Raw genomic sequence first — 17,131 nt, forward strand, 5'->3', positions numbered from 1 at the left:
CGCGGTGGCTTCCGCTTCGCGGAACGCGTCGCTTCCGCGCCGCGCCCCATCCGTCACCGGCTTCGCCGGTGCCACCTTCCCCTACAGGGAAGGAGAGAAGCGCCGCAGCGGCCCGAGCGGGCAACGAACGGAGGGGAGCGGGGCGCGCATGAGCTACAATTGGAACTGGGGCGTCCTCCTCCAGGACCCCTATCTCGGCTGGCTGATCTCCGGCGTCGGCTGGACGCTCGCCGTCTCCGCCGCGGCCTGGGTGATCGCCTTCGCGCTCGGCTCGATCGTGGGCGTGGCGCGCACCCTGCCGAACCGGTTCGTGCGCGGCGCCGCCACCGCCTTTGTCGAGCTGTTTCGCAACATCCCGCTGCTCGTGCAGCTGTTCCTCTGGTACTTCGTCGTGCCCGAGCTGCTGCCGGAGGACTGGGGCCGCTGGGTCAAGCGCGACCTGCCGCTGCCGGAGTACACGACCGCGGTGGTCGGCCTCGGCTTCTACACCGCCTCGCGGGTGGCCGAGCAGGTCCGCTCGGGCATCGAGTCGATCCCCCGCGGCCAGACGCTCGCGGGCTATGCGAGCGGGCTCACCACGGGCCAGCTCTATCGCTACATCCTGCTGCCGGTGGGCTACCGCCTGATCATCCCGCCGCTGACGTCCGAGTTCCTGACGATCTTCAAGAACTCCTCGCTGGCGCTGACGATCGGCGTGCTCGAGCTGACCGCGCAGAGCCGGCAGATCACCGAGTACACCTTCCAGGGCTTCGAGGCCTTCACCGCCGCGACCGTGATCTACGTGGTCATCACCCTCTCCGTCACCGCCGCCATGGGCCTGGTCGAACGCCGCGCCCGCATGCCCGGCTTCATCGCGGGAGGGCGCTGAGCCATGTCGTTCGATCTCGGCGTGATCCTCGACGCCCTGCCCTTCCTCGCGCAGGGACTCGGCCTCTCGCTGCTGCTCACCGTGCTCGCGGCGGCGGGCGGGATCGTGCTCGCGGTGCTGCTCGCCCTGATGCGCCTGTCGGGCTTTCGCGCGCTGCGGCTCGTCTCCGCGGCCTACGTCAACTTCTTCCGCTCGATGCCGCTGATCCTGGTGATCTTCTGGTTCTTCTTCCTGGTGCCGCTGATCATCGGCCGGCCGGTGGGCGGCTTCTACTCGGCACTGATCGCCTTCACCCTGTTCGAGGCGGCCTACTATTCCGAGATCGTGCGCGCCGGCATCCAGTCCGTCTCCAAAGGCCAGGTCGCCGCCGCCTACGCCACGGGCATGCGCTACGGGGCGACGATGCGCTTCGTCGTGCTGCCGCAGGCCTTCCGCAACATGACGCCGGTGCTGCTGACCCAGGCGATCATCCTGTTCCAGGACACGAGCCTCGTCTTCGTCGTGTCGCTGCGCGACTTCATGACGGCGTCGACGATCGTCGCCCGCAACGAGGGCCGGCTGGTGGAGATGTACGTCTTCGCCGCGGCGGTGTACTTCGTGATCTGCTTCAGCGGCTCGATGTGGGTCCGACGCCTGCAGAGGAAACACGCGACATGATCGAGATCCGCGACCTCGACAAGCGCTACGGCGACTTCCACGTGCTCAAGCGCTGCAGCACCAGCGTGGCCAAGGGTGAGGTCGTCGTCGTCTGCGGCCCCTCCGGCTCGGGCAAGTCGACGCTGATCAAGTGCGTCAACGGACTGGAGCCGTTCGACTCGGGCACGATCACCGTCGACGGCATCTCGGTCGGCGACAGGCGCACCGACCTGCCGAAGCTGCGCGCGCGCATCGGCATGGTGTTCCAGAACTTCGAGCTGTATCCGCACATGACGGTGACGCGCAACATCTGCCTCGCGCAGGAGAAGGTGCTGGGGCGCTCGCGCGACGAGGCCGAGGCGAAGGCGGCGTCGCTGCTGGCCCGCGTCGGCCTGTCGGACCAGGCGCACAAGCACCCCGGCCAGCTCTCGGGCGGCCAGCAGCAGCGCGTCGCCATCGCCCGGGCGCTGGCGATGGACCCGATCGCCATGCTGTTCGACGAGCCGACCTCCGCGCTCGACCCGGAGATGATCTCCGAGGTTCTCGACGTCATGGTCGAGCTCGCGCAGGAAGGCATGACGATGATGGTCGTCACCCACGAGATGGGCTTCGCCCGCAAGGTGGCCGGGCGCGTCGTGTTCATGGATTGCGGCGAGATCGTCGAGGACGCCGACACCGCGAGCTTCTTCGGCTCGCCGCGCAGCCCGCGGGCGCAGGCCTTCCTGTCGAAGATCCTCGACCACGTCTGAGGCCGGGCCCGAGACCGCGGCGGCGCGAGCGCGGCGCATGCCCCCATGCGCGGGCGATCGTCGACCGGGCCGCGTCGATCTGCTAGGCGGGAAGCCTCGCAGCGATCGACCGGGAGCCCCCATGCGCCTCTTCGCAGCCCTCGCGGCACCGCTCCTCGCCGCGGGTCTCGCCGCAGCGGCTCCGCTGGCGGCGCAGCCGCTCGATCCGCGGGCCGCCGCGCTGCGCGCCGGCGAGACGGTGCTGGCCCCCGCCTACGATGCGCTCGCCGAGGCGACGGCGGCGCAGGCCTCCGCCTGGGAGGCGGCCTGCGCCGCGCAGGGCCCCTCCGTCGACCGCGCGCCCCTCGACGCCGCCTTCCACGAGGCCGCCGACGCCTATGCCCGCATCGAGCCGGTGCGCACCGGCCCGGTGGCCGAGGACTTCCGCTTCGAGCGCCTCGCCTTCTGGCCGGAGCGGCGCAACGCCTCGGGCCGGGCGCTGGCGCAGCTCGAGGCGCTGGACGACGAGGCGCTGCTCGCGCCCGAGCGCTTCGGCGAGACCTCGGTCGCCGGCCAGGGCTTCACCGCGCTGGAGCGCCTCCTGTTCGACGCGGACACCCGCGCGGCGCTCGCCGAGGGCGGGGAGCGCGCACCGCGGCTGTGCCGCATCGGCGAGGCCATCGCCGGGGCGCTGGCGACGACCGCCGGCGAGATCGCGCGGGCCTGGCGGGACGAGACCCTTCCCGCGCTCGCGAGCGACGCGGGCGAGGCGCAGCGCGCGGCGGCGCGGCTCGCGACCGACATGCTCTCCGGCCTCGAGGCGATCGAGACGCTGAAGCTCGGCCTGCCGATCGGCGCGGATCTCGCCGATGCCCGCGCCACACGCGCCGAGATGTGGCGCTCGGGCCGCTCGGCCCGGCAGATCGCGCTCAACCTCGAAGGCACCGAGGCGCTGGTGCGCGCCCTCGTCGACGGCGACGAGACGCGCGCGCCCGATACGCTGCGGGCGCTGGCGCAGGCCGAGCGCCTCGCCCGCTCCGCGCCCGCGGATCTCGGGGAGGCCGCGGCCGATCCGGCGCGGCGCGGGCGCGTGCTGCTGCTCGCCGCCGCGGTGGCGAGCGCCCGCTCGAACGCGGCCACCGAGCTGCCGCCGGCGCTCGACGTGGTCACGGGGTTCAACGCGCTCGATGGCGACTGACCGGGCGATCGACCGCAGATCCTTCGTCGCCGGGCTCGGCGCGGCGCTGGGGAGCGCGCTCGCCGGCGGGCCGGCCCGCGCCGGCGCGCCGGTGTACGTCGCCTGTGCGCAGGGGCCCGACGGAATGCAGCGCGTGTGCGCCTTCACCGGCGAGGGGCGGCTCCTGTTCGAGACGGCGCTGCCCGAGCGCGGGCACGACGTCGCGGCGCAGCCGGGCGGGCGCGATCTCGTCGTCTTCGCCCGGCGCCCCGGCGGCTGGATGGCGATCGTCGATCGCGACACCGGTGCGGTGACGAAGGTCGTCCTCGCCGCCCAGGGGCGGCACTACTACGGCCACGGCGCCTTCTCCGCCGACGGGCGGCTGCTCTGGGCGACCGAGAACCAGGTGGAGACCGGCGCGGGCGTTCTCGGCGTCTACGACGTCGCGGCGGGCTATGCCCGCATCGGCGAGATCTCCACCGGCGGCATCGGTCCGCACGACCTCGCGCTCTTGCCGGGAGACGGCGCGGCGCGGCTCGTCGTGGCGAACGGCGGCATCCGCACGCATCCCCGCACCGGGCGCGAGATCCTCAACGCGGGTTCGCTCGCGCCGCGCCTCGCGGTGCTGCGGCCGGAGGACGGCACCGTCGAGGAGGTGCATGACCTCGGGTCGGATCTCGCCGACCTCTCGATCCGCCATCTCGCGGTCGCGCCGGACGGGGAGAGCGTGTTCGGCTGCCAGTTCGCCGGCGATCCGCTCGCCGTCGTGCCGCTGGTCGGCGCGCGCGACGCGTCGGGCCGCGTGCGGCTGTTCGAGATGCCCGAGGACGACCTGATCTCGATGGACAACTATGTCGGCTCCGTCGCTCTCGACCCGTCCGGCGCGATCGTCTGCGCCACCAGCCCGCGCGGCTCGGTCGCGGCCTTCTTCGAGCGCGCCACCGGCCGCTATCTCGGGCGCCGGCGGATGTCGGACGTCTGCGGCGCGGCGCCCGGCGCGGTGGCGGGCACCTTCCTCGTGACGTCGGGCAACGACGGCGTCGCCATCGCCCGGGTGCCGGACGGCGATCTCGCCGACCTCGGCGCGGCGCTGGCGTCCGCCGTGTGGGACAACCACGCGCTCCGGATCTGAGCGGGGCCGTTGCGCGTTGGCCCGCCGTGACTATCTCATGGCGAGGTCAGACGCAGGGAGGACGAGATGCGCCTCGACGAGCCTTTCACCGCCGAGGAGATGGAGGCCATGCGCCGCGCCGGCCGCGGCGACGAGGCGCGCACGCTGCGCGACGCCTTCGGCAAGGCGCGCGCCGTCGGCAAGCGCCTGCCCTTCGCGCAGGACGTGCTCGCCGCCTACTACTGCGTCCAGGACCCGGCGACGCCGCGCCGGGTGAAGTGGATCCTGCTCGGCGCGCTCGCCTATTTCGTGCTGCCCACCGACATGGTCGCCGACTTCCTGCCCGTCGTCGGCTTCACCGACGACATCGCCGTCCTCACCGCCGCCTTCGGCGCGGTCGCCACCTCCATCCGCCCGGAGCATCGGGAGGAGGCCAGGAAGGCGATCGAGGAGGGGTGAGGAGCGAGAAATCCGCTTGTTTTTGATGGGCCATTGAACCAGTATCCCTGTCGGGGTGCTGGAATGGTCTTTTCGGCGGGCGAGATCGAATTCGAGATCGTCGAAGCCGATCGTCTGGCGGTCGTCTCGGTTCGCGTGACGACGCCACTCGGTGTGCTGCTCGCGATGGCCGAGGCAGCGGAGGAAGACGAAGGCCGGACACTGCGCCTCGTCGGCTTTCACGTTCAGCCGGAGACGCTCGGCCCGAACGCTCTCGGTCCGGCCAATCTTCGGAGCCTCGTCCAGGCGCTGCGGGAAAGGATGGGTTATGACACGGTCGTCATTGAGGGAGCGGTTCGAACGACTGGGGCCGGTCCGGGGCGTCGACCGCGTGCCCTTCGGTTCACCGGTGACGATCGTCCTGCGCCCAATGAGAGGCTTCGATGAGATCAAGCGCGTCAGCGCCGCGATGATGCTCGCGAAGCGCGGCGTGTCTCTCTTGGGAGCGAAGCGTGCCGTCGAGCGATTGCTCGAGCATGGGGAGACCGTGCTGCGCGTGCCGACGGTCGAGCGGGCGGCCGCTCTGGCGGAGGATCTCGAAGACGCCGGCTGCCGCATGACCATCGTTCCCCTTCCGGAGCCGATCGACGTCCGGTCCCTGAGGGCAGGCCTGGGCATGACACGCGAGCAATTCGCTTTGCGGTACGGTCTCGATCCGGAGGCTGTCCGCAATTGGGAGAGGACGTCGGGCGGGCGTGCTCCCGACCTCGCCGCTACGCGGTATCTACAGGCGATCGCACGCGATCCGGACCTCGTCGGTACCCTGATCGAACGGGAGCCTCGGGACTGACGCTCCCCCCGGGGCGCGGAACCGCCCCGCCCGTGCCGGGCTTGTGCTCCCGTCCCGCACGAGCCCGGAGCGCCCATGCCAGCCGACGCCTTCCTCGCCCCCTGGAGCGACCTCCTGCGCATCGTCGTGGTGGGCACGCTCGCCTATGCCGGGCTCGTCCTCGTCCTGCGCGTCACCGGCAAGCGCACGCTGACCAAGCTCAACGCCTTCGATCTCGTGGTGACGGTGGCGCTCGGCTCGACGCTGGCGACGATCCTGCTCAACCGCGACGTGGCGCTCGCCGAGGGCCTCACGGCCTTCGCCACGCTGATCCTGCTGCAATGGGTCGTGACCTTCGCCTCGGTGCGCTCGCGGCGCGTCCACACGCTGGTCAAGGCGACGCCGCGGCTCCTGGTGCATCGCGGCGAGATCCTGGAGGACGCGCTGCGCCAGGAGCGCGTCAGCCGGGCGGAGGTGCTCGCCGCCGCGCGCAGCTCGGGCGCGCCGGAGCTCTCGGCGGTCGGGGCCGTCGTGCTCGAGACCGACGGGTCGCTGTCGGTCCTGTCCGAGGTGCGCGACGTCGGGGCGGCGGGCTCGACCCTCGCCACCGTCGCGGGCACGGGCGCGCGCGATCAGGCCAGCCAGCGCTTGCGGCGCTTGTAGCTCTTCACCTCGCGGAAGCTCTTGCGGTCGGCGCCGGCGACGCCGAGGTAGAACTCCTTCACGTCCTCGTTCTCGCGCAGCATCCTGGCGTCCCCGTCCATGACGACGCGGCCGGTCTCGAGGATGTAGCCGTAGGTGGCGTAGCGCAGCGCCATGTTGGTGTTCTGCTCGGCCAGCAGGAAGGACACGCCCTCCTTGGCGTTCAAGTCCTTCACGATCTCGAAGATCTCCTCGACGATCTGCGGGGCGAGGCCCATCGAGGGCTCGTCGAGCAGGATCATCTTCGGGCGGCTCATCAGGGCGCGGCCGATGGCGCACATCTGCTGCTCGCCGCCGGAGGTGTAGCCGGCCATCGAGCCGCGGCGCTCCTTCAGGCGCGGGAAGTAGGCGTAGACCTTCTCCATGTCCGCCTTGATGGCGGCGTTGCCGTCGCGGCGGGTGAAGGCGCCGGTGAGCAGGTTCTCCTCGATCGTCAGGTGGCCGAAGCAGTGGCGGCCCTCGAGCACCTGGATGCAGCCGCGGCGCACGAGCTCGTTGGGTGACAGCTTCTCGATGCGGTTGCCGTCGAACTCGATCGAGCCCTTGGTCACCTCGCCGCGCTCGGCGCGCAGCAGGTTCGAGATCGCCTTGAGCGTCGTGGTCTTGCCGGCGCCGTTGGCGCCGAGGATCGCGACGATGCCGCGAGTCGGCACGGTGAGCGAGACGCCCTTCAGCACCAGGATGACGTGGTCGTAGATCACCTCGATGTTGTTCACCGACAGGATCGGTGCCGCCGCGGCGGGGGCCGGGGTCTCGGTCGAGGCGGGCGTGGCGAGTGCGGTCATCGGGCGGGCTCTTCGCGGGTGATGAGGGGTGAGCGTCCCGCGTGCGGGGCGCTCGTCTCTGCTTCCCTGCAGGGGAAGCTGGCACCGGGCCGAGCCCGGTGACGGATGGGGCACGCCGGAGGCGTGTTCGGCGAAGCCGGAGCCGGCGCCCGACGATCGGGCGACGGACCCCACCCCCGGCTCGCTTCGCGAGCAGTCCCCTCCCCGATGGGGAGGGAGCGCGACCTCAATTGTCGCAGGTCTCCGTGCGCGCCGGCCAGCCGGGATTGGCGGCGGCGTAGTCCTGGGCGGCCTGGAGGATGAGCGGACGCACGCGCTCCGTCATCGGCTCGGTCCAGTCCTGGCCCACCGTCCACTTCTCGCCGTCCCACTCGGCCACGAAGACGTCGTGGTTGCCCGAATGGTTCTCGCAGGTGACGTCGAGCGGCGCGGCGAAGCCGGTCATGCCCATCTCGGCCAGCCGCTCCTCCGTGACGTTCAGGTTCTCGAGGCCGCGGCGCACGTCCTCGCCGGTGACCACGCTCTTGCCCGTGATCTCCTGCGCGGTGCGGATCGCCTCGGCGATCAGCATCGAGTTGTACATGCCGCGATTGTAGAGCATGTCGCCGATGCGCTCGCGCGGGAACTGCGACAGGCCCTTGTCGTGGACGTGGGTGATCACGTCCTGGATGAAGGGGAAGTCCGTCCCGGCGCCGTTGAAGGAGAGCGCCTTGTAGCCCGCGGCGTCGGCGCCGCCGGCCCGGGCGTCCTCGTCGCCGCCGGCCCACCACACGCCGATCATGTTCTCGATCGGGAAGCCGGTGCGGATGGCCTCGCGCACGGCGGTGGGGTTCATGGCGCCCCAGCCCTGCAGGTAGATGTAGTCCGGCCGGTCGCGGCGGATGTTGAGCCAGACCGAGCCCTGGTTCTGCATGTCCTGCGCGGCGACGGGGTAGAGCTTCAGCTCGAAGCCGTGCTCCTCGGCCAGCGCCTCGAGCACCGGGATCGGCTCGCGGCCGTAGGGCGCGTCGAGGTGGAGGAGGCCGACGGTCTTGCCGGCGAGGCTCTCGAAGCCGCCCTCGCGCTCGGCGATGTGCTTCACGAACACGGAGGCGCCGTCCCAGTAGGTCACCGGCGGGTTGAACACCCACGGGAAGGTCTCGCCGTCGGCCGAGGCGGAGAGGCCGTACGCCATCGAGAGCACCGGGATCCGGTCGACGGCAGCGCGCGGGATCAGCTGGAGCGTGATGCCGGTCGAGTAGGGGTTCACCACCACCGGGTTCTTGGCGCGCACCGACTCGTAGCACTCGACGCCGCGCTTGGTGTCGTACCCGGTCTCGCACTCCTCGATGACGATCGGGACGCCGCCGATGCCGCCGTCGCGCTCGTTGAGCATGGTGAGGTAGTCGTGCATGCCGTCGGCGATCGGGATGCCCGAGCCGGCGAAGGCGCCGGTGCGGTAGGTGAGGAGCGGCACGTAGATGCCCTCCTGGGTCTGCGCGCTCGCCGGGGCGACGAGCGCGGTCGTCGACACGATCGCGCCCGCGATCGCGGCGATGGTCAGGTGGCGTAGCGACATGGCGTGATGTCCTCCCTCGGGTTCCTCTCGGTGGCCGGATCTCCGGCCGTTCCCTCTCTCGTCTCCGGGGCCTTCGTTGTTGTCGCCGCCCTCAATAGGGGAACGGCCAGACCCGGAGCTTCTGCTTACCGATCTGCCAGAGCCGCGCGAGGCCGTGCGGCTCGACGATCAGGAAGAAGATGATCAGCGCACCCACGATCATGAAGCGCAGGTGCTCGATGGTGGCGGCGCCGACCGTGATTCCGAAGGGCTCCGTGATCGCCGGCAGGACGATGCCGAGCCCGATCGGCAGCATGAAGATCAAGGCCGCTCCCATGAACGACCCGATCAGCGAGCCGAGCCCGCCGATGATGATCATGAACAGGATGAAGAACGACTGGTCGATGTTGAAGACGTTGTACTCGGCGCCGCCGTACCACAGGAACACCATCATCGCCCCGGCCACGCCCACGAAGTAGGACGAGCAGGCGAAGGCCATGAGCTTGGCGTGGAGCGGGCGGATGCCGATCAGCTCGGCGGCGATGTCCATGTCGCGGATCGCCATCCATTGCCGGCCGATGCGGCCGTGGACGAGGTTCGACGCGAGCCAGGTGAGCCCGATGACGAGCGTGAGCACGACGAGGTAGCGGGCCTCCGCGGTGGCGGTGGCGCCGGTGATCGGCACGCCGAACAGCGTCGTCAGCGGCGCCTCGATCGCCCCGGAGATGTTGTAGTTGTACAGCCAGGGGATGCGGTTGAAGGACCATTGCAGGAAGAACTGCGCCGCGAGCGTCGCCACGGCGAGGTAGAAGCCCTTGATGCGCAGGGAGGGCAGGCCGAAGAAGACGCCCACCGCCGCCGAGAAGAACCCCGACATCAGGATCCAGACGACGACGTTCACCTCCGGGAAGGCGGTCATCAGCTTGTAGCAGGCGTAGGCCCCCACGCCCATGAAGGCGCCGGTGCCGAGCGACAGCAGGCCGGCGTAGCCGACGAGGATGTTGAGCCCGATCGCCGCGAGCGAGAAGATCAGGAACGGGATCAGCACCGCCTGGAGCAGGAAGTCCGAGCCGAACACGCCCGCCGCATAGGCGGCGGCGATGATCACGGCGATGCCGATCCGGTCCTGCCTCAACGGGAAGACCGCCCGATCCGCCTCGTAGCTCGTCTTGTACTGGCCCGACTCGCGATAGATCACGACCGTTTCCTCGCTCTGGCTCTCCTTCCCCGAGCGGGAAGGTCGCGGATCCCGAGGGACCCCACCCTGGGCTCGCTGCGCGAGCCGTTCCCTCCCCGACGGGGAGGGAGGTTCAGACGCGCTCGATGATCTTCTCGCCGAACAGGCCCTGCGGCCTGAACAGCAGGAAGATCAGCGCGATGACGTAGGCGAACCAGCTCTCGATGCCGCCGCCGATGATCGGGCCCCAGTAGAACTCGCCGAGCTTCTCGCCGATGCCGATGATCAGCCCGCCGACGATGGCGCCGGGGATCGAGGTGAAGCCGCCGAGGATCAGCACCGGCAGCGCCTTGAGGGCGATGATCTGCAGGGCGAAGGACACGTCCGAGCGCGCGCCCCACATGATGCCCGTCACCAGCGCGACGATGCCGGCCGCGAACCAGACGATGACCCAGATCTGGTTCAGCGAGATGCCCACCGACAGCGCCGCCTTGTGGCTGTCCGCCACCGCGCGCAGGGCGCGCCCGATGCGCGTCTTGGAGAAGAAGACGCCGAGCGTGGCGATCATGATCGAGGCGATCACGGCGGCGGCGATGTCGAGGTGCTGGATGCGCACGTAGCCGCCGCCGAACTCGAAGTCGCTGGCGCCGGTGGGCAGCATCAGCTCGTCGGTGATCATCTGCTTGGGCTCGCCGCCGAAGACGAGCTCGCCGAAGCCGATCAGGAAGTAGGTGAGCCCGAAGGTCGCCATGAACAGGATGATGTCGGGCTGGTTCACGAGCGGGCGCAGCACCACGCGCTCCACCGTCCAGGCGAGCGCGAACATGACCGCGACCGCGAGCACCAGCGCCCCGATCGCCGGCACGCCCATGGCGTAGAAGCCGACCAGGGTGAGGGCCGCGAACACGACCATGATGCCTTGGGCGAAGTTGAAGACGCCCGACGCCTTGAAGATCAGCACGAAGCCGAGCGCGATCAGCGCATACAGCACGCCCGAGACGAAGCCCTCCCAGAGCGTCTGCACCAGGAGGTCCGGCATCTCGACCATGAGCGCGAAGGGCTCGACGAAGATCTGCGAGAGGAGGTCCATGGAAACGCGTCGCTCCTCAGTGCGGGACGCCGAGATAGGCGTCGATGACGGCCTGGTTCGCCTTCACCTCGTCGGGCGTGCCGTCGGCGATCTTGCGGCCGTACTCGAGCACGACGACCCGGTCCGACAGGTCCATGACGACACCCGTGTCGTGCTCGATCAGGGCGATCGTGGTGCCGAACTCCTGGTTCACGTCGAGGATGAAGCGCGACATGTCCTCCTTCTCCTCGAGGTTCATGCCGGCCATCGGCTCGTCGAGGAGCAGGAGCTCCGGCTCCATGGCCAGCGCCCGGCCGAGCTCGACGCGCTTCTGCAGGCCGTAGGGCAGCTTGCCGACGGGGGTCTTGCGGATGTGGGGAATCTGCAGGAAGTCGATGATGTCCTCGACCTTGCGGCGATGCTCCACCTCCTCGCGCGTCGCCGGGCCGAAGCGCACGAGCTGCCAGAACAGGTTGGCGCGCATCTTCAGGGAGCGCCCGGTCATGATGTTGTCGAGCGTCGACATGCCCTTGAACAGCGCCACGTTCTGGAAGGTGCGCGCGATCCCGCCGGCGGCCGCCTCGTGCGGGCGCATCTTCTGGCGGGTCTCGCCCTTGAAGGTGATCCGCCCCTCGGTCGGGTGGTAGAAGCCGTTGATGCAGTTGAGCATCGAGGTCTTGCCGGCGCCGTTGGGGCCGATGATGGCGCGGATCTCGCCCTTGCGGATGTCGAAGGAGACGTCGGTGAGCGCCTTCACCCCGCCGAAGCCGAGCGAGACGTTCTCCACCGCGAGGAGGACCTCGCGCGCCGCGGCGTCGGGGCGGGCGACGACGGCGGCGCCGCCCTGCGCAACGGGAGCCGCCTGCGGCGCCGCGACCCGCTCGACGGTCGTATTCGCGTTCATCGGGCGATCTCCTCGCGGACGGATTTCGGGGTGATCATTCCGCCGCCTCCCGCATCGGCGCCGGCCCCTCGGCCGGATAGACCGCCATGTCGCGGATCTTCACCCGCGCCGCGATGACGCCCTTGCGGCCGTCCTCGAAGGTGACCTCGGTCTTGATGTCGGCCTCGCCGGAGCCGTCGTAGAGCGCGTCGATCAGCGGGGCGTAGCGCTCGGCGATGAAGCCGCGGCGGACCTTCTGGGTGCGGGTGAGCTCGCCGTCGTCGGCGTCGAGCTCCTTGTGCAGGATCAGGAAGCGCTTGATCTGCGCGCCGCCCATCATCGGCTCGGCGGCGAGCGAGCGGTTCACCTCGTCGACGTGCTCGGCGATCATCTCGTAGACGCGCGGGTGCTGCGCCAGCTCCTGGTAGGAGGCGTAGACGACGTTGTTGCGCTCGGCCCAGTTCCCCACCGCGGTCAGGTCGATGTTGACGAACACGGCGACGTGGTCGCGCTCGTGGCCGTAGGCGACGGCCTCCTTGATGTTCGGGTAGAACTTGAGCTTGTTCTCGACATACTTGGGCGGAAACAACGAGCCGTCGTTCAGCTTGCCGACGTCCTTGGCCCGGTCGATGATCTTCAGGTGGCCGTTCTCGGCGAAGAAGCCGGCATCGCCCGAGCGCACGAAGCCGTCGGGCGTCTTCGTCTCGGCGGTCTTGTCGGGGTCCTTGTAGTAGGCCTGGAAGACGCCCGGCGAGCGGAACAGGACCTCGCCGTTGTCGTCGATCTTGATCTCGACGCCCGGCACCGGGCGGCCCACCGTGTCGGCGTAGATCTCGCCGTCGGGCTGCATGGTGACGTAGACCGAGGCCTCCGTCTGCCCGTAGAGCTGCTTCAGGTTGACGCCGATCGAGCGGTAGAAGCGGAAGATCTCGGGCCCGATCGCCTCGCCGGCGGTGTAGCCGACCTTGATGTCGGTGAGGCCGAAACGGTTGCGCAGCGGCGCGTAGACCAGGAAATCCCCGATCGCGTAGAGCGCCCGGTCCCGGGCGTCGACGCGCTCGCCGTTGAGGATGCGCTCGCCGACCTTGCCGGCGTGGTCGATGAAGAAGCGGAACATCGCGCGCTTGAGCCGCCCCGCGTCCTCCATGCGCACCATGGTGAGGGTGAGCATGTTCTCGAACACGCGAGGGGGCGCGAAGGCGTAGGTCGTGCCGATCTCGCGGCGGTCCTCGACGATGGTCTCCGGGCTCTCCGGGCAGTTGACGCACAGCCCCGCCAGGATCGCCTGCGCGTAGGAGAAGATGTGGTCGCCCACCCAGGCCAGCGGCAGGTAGGCGATGATCTCGTCGGTCTCGTCGAGCCGGTCGAAGTCGCAGCCCATGCGCGCGGCGGCGAGCACGTTGTCGTGGGTGAGCATCACGCCCTTGGGCCGGCCCGTCGTGCCCGAGGTGTAGAGGATGATGGCGAGGTCCGCGCCGGAGCCGGCGGCCAGCGCGCCGTCGATCACGGCGGCGAGATCGGCGTCGCGGGCGAGGCGCGCTTCGCCCTCGGCGATGAACTCGGTGAGCGGATGGAGGCGGGAATGGTCGTAGTCGCGCAGCCCCCGCGGCTCGTCGTAGAGGATGTGCCCGAGGGTGGGCACGTCGCCGGCGACGGAGAGCAGCTTGTCGACCTGCTCCTGGTCCTGCACCACGGCGGTGACCACCTCGGCATGCGCCAGCACGTAGGCCATCTCCTCGGCCACCGAATCCGCGTAGACCGGCACCGGCACCGCGCCGATCCACTGCGCCGCGGCGATGGCCCAGTACAGCCGCGGGCGGTTCGCGCCCACGATCGCGACCTTGTCGCCCTTGCGGACGCCGAGCCCGTGCAGGCCCGCGGCGAAGCCGCGCACGCCGTCGTGAACGCGACGCCAGTCCCACGACTGCCAGATGCCGAGATCCTTGTGGCGAAAGGCGGTTCGCCGCGGCCGGACGCGGGCGTTGCGCACGATCAGCTTCGGAAACGTGTCCTCGCGCGCGGCGTCTGCCGTCGTCACGGGCTTCTCCCTCTCTCGACGTCCGCGGGCCGTTTTCGGCCTCTGCGCACGCTGGTGTTCCCTCTCCGGACGCGCGGTGGACCGCGTTCTCTCCGTTTCGCGGCCTATTAGTACCCGCGGCATGGCCGGGGGCAAGTCCCGACTTTCTGATGAGGCGGCGCGCCGCGGGCCCCGCCCGCGCGCCGGGCGCGTTGTTGCAAATCCGGTCGCCGGCCCGCATGGTGCCGCCGGGCCGGGATGCCAGCGACACGGGGGAGAGCTTGAGCGCGACCGGGAGCGCGACACGGCACGGCCGCCCGCTCGTCTGGCACCTCGCCGTCTTCGGTGCGGCGCTGACGGCGCCGGTCTTCGTGTTCGTCGCCATCCTGATGTGGTGGGTGGCGCAGGCCGAGGAGGCGCGCTTCGAGCGCTCGGCGGCGAGCCGTGCGGTGGAGATCGCCGCCGCGGTGGACCGCGAGCTCGCCGGCCTCGCCGCGGCCGCGCGCGCCCTCGCCACCGATCCCGCCCTCGCCGAGGGACGGCTCGAGGTCTTCGCCGGCCGGGCCATGGCGGCGATCGGATCGGCCGAGGCCGCCGTGCTGGTGACCACCCGCGAGGGCGAGCGCCTGCTCGACACCCGCCTGCCCCGCAGCGCACTCCCGGCGGCGCCGAGCGAGGCCTATGCCTGGGAGCGGCTGTCGCCGGGCGGCGCCATCGTCTCCGACCTGATCCTCGCCGGCCCCGGCGCCGACGTGCCGGGCGAGCCGATCGTCGCTGTGAACGCGCGCGCGCTCGTCGGGGATTCGGTGCCGGCCCTCGTCAGCATCGCGCTGCCCGCGAGCGCCCTGCTCCACGGGCTCGGCATCCGCGAGCCGCTCGTCGCGGTGCTGTTCGACCGGCGCGCCGTCGTGCTCACGCGCTCGCGCGATCATCCGGACTACGTCGGCGACCGGGCGCCGGAGATCCTGCTCGAGCGCACGGCGGGACTGCCCGGCGTGTTCCGGGCGCCCACCCGCGACGGCGTGCCGAGCCTGTTCGGCCATGCGCGGACGCGGCTCGGCCAGTGGACGGTCCTCGCCTTCGTGCCGGAGAGCGTCGCCTCGGCCTCGGCGCGGACGATGCTCGGCACACTGGCCGCCCTCGGGCTGACGCTCGCCGCGCTGGCGGGCGGGCTCGCGGCGCTGTTCGGGCGCCGCGCCGCGGCCGCGATCCGCCGCGTGCGCCGCATGGCGCGGCTCGTCGGCCAGGGCGAGACGCCCGATCCCGTCGTCACCTCGGTGCGCGAGGCGAACGAGGTCGGCGAGGCGCTGGCCCTGGCCGCGCGCGACCTGCGCGATCGCTCGGCCGACCTCGCGGCGTCCGAGCGGCGCCTGACGGAGACGCTCGACAACCTCATCGCCCTCGTCGCCGTGCTCGAGCCCGACGGCACCCTCGCCGACATCAACCGGGGTCCCCTGCGCACCATCGGCCGAGCCCGCCAGGAGGTCCTGGGGCGCAAGCTGTGGGAGATCCTGCCCGGGGGCGGCGAGGCGCCGGCGCGCGAGGCCCTTCGCCGGCTGGTGCGCGAGGCCGCCGCCGGCGGCGCGCCCCGCACCGACCTCGAGGCCCCCCTCGCGGACGGCTCGCGCCTCGTGCTCGACGTGCAGATCGCGCCCCTGCGCGATGCCGACGGGCGCGTCTCGCGCCTCGTCGTCTCGGCGCTCGACGTCACCGAGCGCGAGCGCGCGAGCGCCTCGCTGCGCGAGAGCGAGGAGCGCCTGCGGCTCGCGATCGAGGCGGGGCGGCTCGGCTCCTGGGACGTCGCCCTCGACACCGGGCGCTGCGTGGTCTCGGAGCGCACGGCGGAGATCTTCGGCGTGGAGCCCAGGGCGCTCGCGTTGCACGCGGACTGGCTGCAGTTCGTGCTGCCGGAGGACCGGGCGAAGATCCAGGAGGCGCTCGCCGTGGCGATCGCCGAGGACCGGCCCTACAGGACGGAGTTCCGGGTGGTGCGGCCGTCCGGCGAGACCCGCTTCGTCGCCTCGAGCGCGGTGATCAAGCGCGACGCCCGCGGGCGCGCCGAGCACGTCATCGGGGTGCACCTCGACGTCACCGACGAGCGCCGGGCGGAGGAGGAGCTGCGCCGGGCGGTCGACCTCCTGCGGGTCATCGGCGAGACGGCGCCCGACCCGATCTGGGTGCGCGACGCCAAGGGCCGCTTCGCCTTCGCCAACCCGGCGCTCGCCAAGATCGTGGGCACGCCGCCGGAGAGGCTCGTCGGCTGGACCGGTCCCGACGACGACGCGGACGGCCAGACCGAGGGCGGCATCGCCGGCTTCGCCGCCGACATGGCGGTGATCCGGGCCGGCGAGGGCAGGACCGTGGAGGAGGAGAGCGCCGCCCCCGGCTCGACGCGGAGGATCTACCTCGTATCGAAGACGCCGATGCACGACGAGCGCGGGCGGGTCTCGGGCCTCGTGTGCGTGGCGAGCGACATTTCCGAGCACAAGCGCGCGGAGGAGCGCCAGGCGCTGATGGTGCGCGAGCTCCACCATCGGGTGAAGAACTCGCTCGCGACCGTCCAGGCCATCGCCAACGCGACCGCGCGCACGGCCACGGACATCGCCGCCTTCCGCGAGGCGTTCAACGCGCGCATCGTCTCGCTCGCGCGCACGCACACGCTGCTCACGGAGAACGCCTGGGGCGTCATCCCGCTGCGCGATCTCCTGGTGGCCGAGCTCGCGCCCTACGAGGGCGGCCCGATCGGGGCGGAGGGGACCCCGCGCGTCGTGATGCGCGGGCCGGACGTGGCGCTGCCCTCGGACGTCGCCCTCTCCATCGGCATGGCCGCGCACGAGCTCGCCACGAACGCCGTGAAATACGGCTCGCTCTCGGTGCCCACGGGCACGCTGCGGGTCTCCTGGGACGTCGAGACGAGCGGGGGACGGCGGTCGCTGCGGCTGTCCTGGGTCGAGCGCGGCGGCCCGCCCGTCGCCCCGCCGACGCGCCAGGGCTTCGGCACGCGGCTCCTGCGCCACATGCTCGGCGGCCAGTTCAGCTCGGACGTCGACATGCGGTTCGACCGCGAGGGCCTCACCTTCACCCTCGGCGTGCCGCTGGTCGAGCGCGCGGCGGCCGCCGAGTGAGAGGGGGGCCGTCGCCGGCGAGCGACGGTCTCCGACGCCGCCGGCGGCC

At 71.2% G+C, this 17,131-nt stretch carries 16 protein-coding genes; 10 read left to right on the top strand and 6 right to left on the bottom strand.

The features are described from left to right. Nucleotides 1-148 precede the first annotated feature (148 nt). From G407_RS0117255 to G407_RS28360, 9 genes are all read left to right on the top strand, one after another. A complete protein-coding gene (locus G407_RS0117255) occupies nt 149-868 on the top strand; it encodes an amino acid ABC transporter permease (protein WP_029031829.1) in 720 nt (239 codons plus the stop codon). A 3-nt stretch (nt 869-871) separates the two neighbouring features. Further along, nucleotides 872-1,525 carry an amino acid ABC transporter permease gene (locus tag G407_RS0117260; RefSeq protein ID WP_029031830.1) on the top strand — a complete coding sequence of 218 codons (654 nt, stop codon included), beginning with the start codon at nt 872-874 and terminating at the stop codon, nt 1,523-1,525. Next, nucleotides 1,522-2,253: an amino acid ABC transporter ATP-binding protein gene (locus G407_RS0117265; RefSeq protein WP_029031831.1), complete on the top strand. Its 732-nt coding sequence runs from the start codon at nt 1,522-1,524 to the stop codon at nt 2,251-2,253. The genes G407_RS0117260 and G407_RS0117265 overlap by 4 nt, the downstream gene beginning before the upstream one ends. Nucleotides 2,254-2,374: 121 nt before the next feature. Then, nucleotides 2,375-3,430, top strand: a complete 1,056-nt coding sequence (locus G407_RS0117270) for an imelysin family protein (protein WP_029031832.1) — start codon at nt 2,375-2,377, stop codon at nt 3,428-3,430. Next, on the top strand, nt 3,420-4,541 hold the full coding sequence (locus tag G407_RS0117275) for a DUF1513 domain-containing protein (protein WP_029031833.1): 1,122 nt from the start codon (nt 3,420-3,422) through the stop codon (nt 4,539-4,541). The genes G407_RS0117270 and G407_RS0117275 overlap by 11 nt, the downstream gene beginning before the upstream one ends. 66 nt (nt 4,542-4,607) lie before the next feature. After that, entirely contained in the window at nt 4,608-4,979 is a 372-nt protein-coding gene (locus G407_RS0117280; protein WP_029031834.1) for a YkvA family protein, read from the top strand. A gap of 63 nt (nt 4,980-5,042) precedes the next feature. Beyond that, nucleotides 5,043-5,405 (top strand): hypothetical protein, encoded by a 363-nt coding sequence (locus G407_RS31840; RefSeq protein ID WP_156917623.1) that lies wholly within the window; start codon nt 5,043-5,045, stop codon nt 5,403-5,405. Beyond that, nucleotides 5,368-5,808: a helix-turn-helix domain-containing protein gene (locus tag G407_RS30650; RefSeq protein ID WP_156917624.1), complete on the top strand. Its 441-nt coding sequence runs from the start codon at nt 5,368-5,370 to the stop codon at nt 5,806-5,808. The genes G407_RS31840 and G407_RS30650 overlap by 38 nt, the downstream gene beginning before the upstream one ends. 75 nt (nt 5,809-5,883) lie before the next feature. Next, nucleotides 5,884-6,450 (top strand): DUF421 domain-containing protein, encoded by a 567-nt coding sequence (locus G407_RS28360; protein WP_043540096.1) that lies wholly within the window; start codon nt 5,884-5,886, stop codon nt 6,448-6,450. Here G407_RS28360 and G407_RS0117295 read toward each other — a convergent pair. From G407_RS0117295 to G407_RS0117320, 6 genes are all read right to left on the bottom strand, one after another. Next, nucleotides 6,420-7,274: an ABC transporter ATP-binding protein gene (locus G407_RS0117295; protein ID WP_029031835.1), complete on the bottom strand. Its 855-nt coding sequence runs from the start codon at nt 7,272-7,274 to the stop codon at nt 6,420-6,422. The genes G407_RS28360 and G407_RS0117295 overlap by 31 nt on opposite strands. 226 nt (nt 7,275-7,500) lie before the next feature. Then, nucleotides 7,501-8,832, bottom strand: a complete 1,332-nt coding sequence (locus G407_RS0117300) for an ABC transporter substrate-binding protein (RefSeq protein ID WP_029031836.1) — start codon at nt 8,830-8,832, stop codon at nt 7,501-7,503. A 91-nt stretch (nt 8,833-8,923) separates the two neighbouring features. Next, nucleotides 8,924-10,009 carry a branched-chain amino acid ABC transporter permease gene (locus G407_RS0117305; protein WP_029031837.1) on the bottom strand — a complete coding sequence of 362 codons (1,086 nt, stop codon included), beginning with the start codon at nt 10,007-10,009 and terminating at the stop codon, nt 8,924-8,926. A 112-nt stretch (nt 10,010-10,121) separates the two neighbouring features. Beyond that, a complete protein-coding gene (locus tag G407_RS0117310) occupies nt 10,122-11,078 on the bottom strand; it encodes a branched-chain amino acid ABC transporter permease (protein ID WP_029031838.1) in 957 nt (318 codons plus the stop codon). A gap of 16 nt (nt 11,079-11,094) precedes the next feature. Further along, nucleotides 11,095-11,961: an ABC transporter ATP-binding protein gene (locus tag G407_RS0117315; RefSeq protein ID WP_029031839.1), complete on the bottom strand. Its 867-nt coding sequence runs from the start codon at nt 11,959-11,961 to the stop codon at nt 11,095-11,097. A 34-nt stretch (nt 11,962-11,995) separates the two neighbouring features. Next, nucleotides 11,996-13,978: an AMP-dependent synthetase/ligase gene (locus G407_RS0117320; RefSeq protein WP_029031840.1), complete on the bottom strand. Its 1,983-nt coding sequence runs from the start codon at nt 13,976-13,978 to the stop codon at nt 11,996-11,998. 260 nt (nt 13,979-14,238) lie between these two features. Between G407_RS0117320 and G407_RS0117325 the strand changes: the two genes are divergently transcribed. Further along, nucleotides 14,239-17,082, top strand: coding sequence for a PAS domain-containing protein (locus tag G407_RS0117325; protein ID WP_029031841.1), 2,844 nt, complete (start codon nt 14,239-14,241; stop codon nt 17,080-17,082). Nucleotides 17,083-17,131: the final 49 nt, after the last annotated feature.

It is taken from the genome of Salinarimonas rosea DSM 21201, from assembly GCF_000429045.1.
GTDB classification, from domain to species: Bacteria; Pseudomonadota; Alphaproteobacteria; order Rhizobiales; family Beijerinckiaceae; genus Salinarimonas; species Salinarimonas rosea.